A 5,621-nucleotide genomic window follows, 5' to 3' on the forward strand; every position below is an offset into this window, starting at 1 on the left:
CCGCCGCCATGCGGCACTTGCGAGAAGAACTTGACGTTGTTGGCGCCCAGCAGGCGGGCAATTTCGTACTCGGGCACCTTGTCGATGGTGTACGACGAAAAGCCGTCCACCTCGCTGGGGTCGATGCCCGCGTCAGCCAGCGCGGCCAGCGTGGCTTCCATCGCCAGCCGTATTTCGGTGCGACCGGAGTTTTTGGAGAATTCAGTGGCGCCCAAACCCACGATGGAGGCGCGACCGGAAATAGAAAAATCGTTCATGGAAGGGGGTGCTCCTGGCAGTGCGGCATCAAGGCAGGCACACGCGCACCGTGCCGGTGACGTGGTGGCCCATGGAGTTGGCGCCCTTGAGCGTGACTTCGACCGTGCGGTCGGAGGCACGCTTGTCGGTCACGGCGCCGGTCAGCGTCATCGTGTCGCCGGGGTAGTTGGGCATGCCCAGCTTGATCTTCAGATCGCACAAACGGGCCTGCGGGCCAGCCCAGTCTTCGACGAAGCGCTGCACCAGCCCGTTGGTGGTGAGGATGTTCATGAAGATGTGCGGCGAGCCCAGTGCGCGCGCGGCCTCCAGGTCGTGGTGGCCCGGAAAGTAGTCGCGCGTGGCAATGGCGCCGCCAGTGACCAGCGCCACCGTCACCGGTACGGTCAGTGCGGGCAGCTCTGCGCCGGGCTGAATGTCGTCAAACTGCGCCATGGCGGGCCTCCTCGGGGGTGTTGTCTTCGGCAGCGTCATATTTCCATCCCAATGTGTCGTTGTCGGCCAGCCAATCGCCCAGCCGGGCCAGGTGGTGTTCGGTGCCGCCCAGCGCAGTGCCGAGCGCGCGGCTCCAGAAAAGAAAGCGGTGGATCGGGTAGGTGGTGTCCACGCCAATGCCGCCGTGTACGTGCTGCGCCATGTGGCCGGTGCGGTGCCCGGTGTCGTTGGCCAGCGTGCGCGTGGCAAAGGCTTGCGGTGCAGCGCCCAGCCCGGCATCGAGCCGGTACACGAGCTGCCACACCGAGGTGCGCAGGGCTTCGGTGGCGATGTAGCCATCGGCCATCTGGCCCGCCACCAGCTGAAAGCTGCCAATGGCGCGGCCAAACTGCTGGCGCTCGCTCACGTATTCGACGGTGCGGCGCAGTTGCTCTTGCGTCACGCCCAGTTGCAGCGCGGCCAGGCAGGCGATGGCGCGCTGCTCTGTCCAGGCCGTGGCGGCCACGGGCAACACGTGGTCGGCGGCCAGCGTGATGGCGCCAAAGACCAGGTCGGCCACGCCCTGGTGGTGCTGGCTGGTGCCCTCGGTGCGCTGCACGCCGCTTTGCGCCAAGTCCACCAGCACCAGGCACGGGCCATCAGTGGCCTGCGCTGGCAGCAACGCGTGGCGGGCCTGGCCGCCCAGCGGCACGGCGTAGGCCTGGCCGCGCAGCATCCAGCCGCCTTCGGTGCGCTCCAGGTGCAGCGAGGGGCCACGCGATTGCGCCAGCCCGGCCAGCGACAGCGCCAGCGGCGCCTGGCCCGACAGTGCCTCGTCCAGCACCTGCGGCAACGCCGCCGGGGCAAATTGGGCCAGCGCGGCCACGGCCAGTTGCGTCTCCCACAGCGGCACCAGCGCCAGTGCGCGGCCTTGCTGCTCCAGCACGGCCATCAGCTCGGTCATGCCCAGCCCCAGGCCGCCCTGGGCCTCGGGCACCAGGATGGTGTGCAGGCCCGCAGCCACGCATTGCTGCCACAGCGCCTGCATGAACGGCGCGCCCGAAGCGTCGTGCTCGCGCAGTTGCTCATCGCCGCAGTAGTCGTCAAACAGGCCGCTGGCCATGTCGGCAAACGCGCGCTGGTCTTCACTCAGTTGGAAGTTCATGCGGCCACTCCTTGGGCCGCAGCGGCCACCGGACGGAACTGCGGCAGCACCAGTTCGCCGTCGTTGAAACGGTTGAACTCCACCTGCACGGCCTGGCCGATCCGCACCTCGCCCGGCTGGATGCCCACGATCTGCGAAATCAGCCGCGTGCCCTCTTCCAGCTCCACCAGAACGATCGGGTTGGGATGGTCGAACGGTGGCACCTCGGGGTAGTGCATGACGACGAACGAATACACGGTGCCGCGCCCCGACGCTTCCACGGTGTCCCATTCAAACGAATGGCAGCTGGGGCACACCGGGCCGGGCGGGTGGCGCAGCTCGCCGCAGCCCTTGCAGCGCTGGATGAGCAGCTTGCCAGCGCGTGCGCCGTCCCAGAAAAAGCGCGTGTCATCGCTGATGCCGGGCAGCGGGCGCTTGGGGGCAGCGATGGCCGCAGGCTTGTCGGCCGCCGGCTTGACCGGGTTGGCTGGGCGGAACTTGAACACGCGAAACAGCAGCTGGCCCACTTCTTCGTCGCCCTGGGGCTGCTCGGAAAAATACGCCATCACCAGCGTGACGAAGTGGCCCGTGCCCAGCGCCGTGGTTTTTTCGGGGCTGATGGAGTCCAGGCGCGTCGTGTAGTACAGCCGCTCGCCCTCGCGCACATCGCGGGCAAAAGTCAGCTCGGAGTTCACCGCCACCACCGACGCCATGCCCTGGGCCTCCAGCAGCTTGAGGGCTTCGTAGGGGTTCTCGGTGGTCGAGCCGGGCGGGTAGTTGTTGGCCACCGGCCCTTCCATGCACCAGACCTGCAGCATGGCCGGTGGCGCAATCACGGCACCCTCGGCGGTGTAGCGGGTTGCATCCACGCCCATCACTTCGCACCACTGGCGAATCATGGGGGCATTGATCTTGTCCCAGGCGTAAACGCGCCCGTATTCCTTGCCCACCAGGGCGCGGACTTCATTCATCCACTCGTGTTCAGCCAAGGTCATGCTCCTTCGTTGGTTTGGTTCAGAGTCCCCTGCCAGCGCCGCTGCGCTGTCTCAGGAAAGGTGTGCTTGCGCTGCAGCCAGGAAGGCGGGCTTTTCGCCGCCGCCGTGCAGCAACAGGTTGGTGCCGCTCAGGTAGGCCGCGCGTGGCGAGGCCACGTACAGGCAGGCCTGGGCAATGTCGGAAGGCTCGGCCATGCGGCCAGCGGGAATCGTGGCGCCGACGGCGGCAATGCCCGCCTCGTCGCCAAAATGCAAATGCGATTGCTCGGTGCGCACCAGCCCGGGGCTGACGGCCACCACGCGCACCTTGGGCGCCCACTCCACCGCCAGCGACGAGGCCAGGCTCAGCACCGCCGCCTTGGCCGCACCGTAGGCCGCCGTGCCGGGCGAGGGCCGCAGCGCGCTGACGCTGCCAATGAAAACGATGACACCGCCCCCCGCCTGCGTTTGCATGGCGGCATTGGCGGCCTGCGCCATGTGCAGCGCTGCCGTCAGGTTCAGGCGGATCACGCCCTCGTGAAAGCGCGGCGACACCGTGGCCGCATCCACCGGAGGACTGCCGCCGGCGTTGTGCACCAGCACATCCAGGCGCCCGTGGCGCTGCACGATGGCCGCCACCAGCGCCTGCACGGCATCGGCGTCGCGCACATCGCAGGGCACAAATTCGGCGCTGCGCGCGCCCGCCGTGGGCAGTGCTTCGGGGGCGCTGCGGGCGCACACCACCACGGTGGCGCCTGCGGCCAGAAAGCCCTCGGCAATGCCGCGGCCTATGCCCTTGGTGCCCCCGGTGATAAGCACCACACGCTGGTCAAAATCGCTGTTGCTGGTCTGTGTCATGACCGTAAATTTACGGATTGCACCCCTGCGCAGATACGTCCAAAAGGACGATGTGACAGCACCCCCCTGACCAGAACATGCTGGGGTCGCGCCAACAGCCCCCATGCCGGTTTGCAGCCGTCCGCGCCACGCACTGCGGCGTTGCGATCCTGGAGCGTTGACGCGGCACCCACTTCCACCCTTGCAGGACTTTTGCGTATGCGCCCCGACACGCCCCCCTCCGCCTCTGCCCCCTCTTCTTCTGCCAGCGCCGCCCCGGCCAGCCCGGCCGACAGCCGCGAATTGCTGGTGGACTACCCCCACGAAGGCGTGGCCGTGGTGCGCCTGAACCGCCCGCAGGCCACCAACGCACTGAGCCTGCACCTGCAAGCCCTGCTCTCGCAGGCGTTCACGCAACTGGCCGCCAACCCCGCCGTGCGCGTGATCGTGCTGACCGGGGGCGAGAAGGTGTTTGCCGCCGGGGGCGACATCAAAAGCATGGAGGGCGCCGGGCCGATTGAAATCATGCAGCGCCACACCGAGCGCGTCTGGGCGCCCATCGAGCGCTGCCCCAAGCCCATCATTGCCGCCGTGTGCGGCTACGCGTTTGGCGGCGGCGCCGAGCTGGCCATGCACTGCGACATCATCCTGGCGGGCGAAGGCGCCAGCTTCTCGCAGCCCGAAATCCGCATCGGCATCATGCCGGGCATCGGCGGCACGCAGCGGCTGGTGCGCGCCGTGGGCAAGTTCAACGCCATGCGCATGCTGCTCACGGGCAAGCCCATGGGCGCCGAAGAAGCACGCGCCATGGGCCTGGTCAGCCAGGTGCTGCCCGACGACCAGGTGCTGCCCGAGGCGTTGAAAATGGCCACGCTGATTGCCGCCATGCCGCCGCTGGCCGCCATGCAAATCAAGGAAGTGGTGCTGGCGGGCGTCGATGCCTCGCTGGAGACGGCGCTGATGCTGGAGCGCAAGGCCAACCAGCTGCTGTTTGCCACGCGCGACCAGAAAGAAGGCATGCAAGCCTTCATTGAAAAGCGCAAGCCCACGTTCGAGGGCCGCTGAACGCATCCCCGGGCCTGCGGGCCGGGGCCGCGCAGACCGGGAGCCAAAGTACCGGATTCACGCTGCCCAGCGCCCACGCCAGGCAGGCGCCCCACTCGCTCAGGTTGCTCCGATAACCATAGCTGCTGGCGCACGCCCTGCAAGGGCTACAGCCTGTTTTGATTCATATTTCAGTGCTGCACCGGGTACGCCCGAATGGCGCCCCTGGGACGGCGCACCGTGGAACACACCCACCAGCTCTTCCAGCTGCACCGCCTGGTGCTCCAGCGCCTGCGCGGCGGCGGCCGACTGCTCGACCAGCGCGGCGTTGCGCTGTGTCATGTCGTCCAGGCGGCCCACGGCGGCGCTCACATCCTCGATGCCTGACGACTGCGTGCCTGCGGCGGTGGCCACCTCGCCGATGGTGGCGGCCACGCGCTGCACGCTGGTGACGATGTGCTGCATGGTTTCACCCGCGTTGCGCGCCAGCTGCGAGCCGTGGTTGGCGCTGGCCAACGACAGCTCGATGAGCTGCTTGATGTCGTGCGCGGCGGCCACCACGCGCTGCGCCAGGCTGCGCACTTCGGTCGCCACCACAGCAAAGCCCCGGCCCTGCGAACCGGCGTGCGCCGCCTCCACCGCCGCATTGAGCGCCAGGATGTTGGTCTGGAAGGCAATGGAATCGATCACCCCGACGATGTCGGCAATGCGGCGCGCACCCGAGAGGATTTCGTCCATCACCGTCTCGACGCTGGCGACCACTTCGCCGCCCTGGCGTGCGGTGCTGGCAGCCTGCCGTGCCAGGGCATCGGCCTGGGCGGCCGAGGCCGCCGAGGCGCGCACCACGCCCGCCAGCTCGCCCACCGAGATGGCGGTGGACTGCAAATCGCTGGCGGCCTGTTCGGTGCGGGTCGACAAATCCTGGTTGCCCTGGGCGATTTCCCGGCTGGCCA

The 5,621-nt window shown here is 68.2% G+C and carries 6 protein-coding genes and 1 pseudogene; 1 reads left to right on the forward strand and 6 read right to left on the reverse strand.

What is annotated here, in order from left to right; all coding sequences use genetic code 11:
- From PHX69_RS15075 to PHX69_RS15095, 5 genes and pseudogenes are all read right to left on the reverse strand, one after another.
- A pseudogene (locus PHX69_RS15075) lies at positions 1 to 257 on the reverse strand (lipid-transfer protein); the annotation flags it as partial.
- A gap of 28 nt (positions 258 to 285) precedes the next feature.
- Complete coding sequence (locus PHX69_RS15080) at positions 286 to 690, reverse strand: MaoC family dehydratase (protein ID WP_288044787.1); 405 nt, start codon at positions 688 to 690, stop codon at positions 286 to 288.
- Positions 677 to 1,834: an acyl-CoA dehydrogenase family protein gene (locus PHX69_RS15085; protein WP_288044789.1), complete on the reverse strand. Its 1,158-nt coding sequence runs from the start codon at positions 1,832 to 1,834 to the stop codon at positions 677 to 679. The genes PHX69_RS15080 and PHX69_RS15085 overlap by 14 nt, the downstream gene beginning before the upstream one ends.
- A complete protein-coding gene (locus PHX69_RS15090; RefSeq protein WP_288044791.1) occupies positions 1,831 to 2,802 on the reverse strand; it encodes a Zn-ribbon domain-containing OB-fold protein in 972 nt (323 codons plus the stop codon). Before PHX69_RS15090 ends, PHX69_RS15085 begins: the two co-directional genes overlap by 4 nt.
- A gap of 57 nt (positions 2,803 to 2,859) precedes the next feature.
- The gene (locus PHX69_RS15095; protein WP_288044794.1) at positions 2,860 to 3,645 is read right to left on the reverse strand and encodes an SDR family oxidoreductase; all 786 of its coding nucleotides are present in this window, start codon (positions 3,643 to 3,645) and stop codon (positions 2,860 to 2,862) included.
- A 198-nt stretch (positions 3,646 to 3,843) separates the two neighbouring features.
- Here PHX69_RS15095 and PHX69_RS15100 point away from each other — a divergent pair, with 198 nt between their 5' ends.
- A complete protein-coding gene (locus tag PHX69_RS15100) occupies positions 3,844 to 4,689 on the forward strand; it encodes an enoyl-CoA hydratase (protein WP_288044797.1) in 846 nt (281 codons plus the stop codon).
- Positions 4,690 to 4,788: 99 nt separating this feature from the next.
- On the opposite strand, the gene PHX69_RS15105 is transcribed toward PHX69_RS15100, so the two are convergent.
- Positions 4,789 to 5,621, reverse strand: an 833-nt coding sequence (locus tag PHX69_RS15105) for a methyl-accepting chemotaxis protein (protein ID WP_288044800.1), incomplete at its 5' end; no start/stop codon positions are given.

Origin of the sequence: Simplicispira sp. (assembly GCF_028687295.1) — a bacterium.
In the GTDB taxonomy this organism is placed as follows: domain Bacteria; phylum Pseudomonadota; class Gammaproteobacteria; order Burkholderiales; family Burkholderiaceae_C; genus Simplicispira; species Simplicispira metamorpha.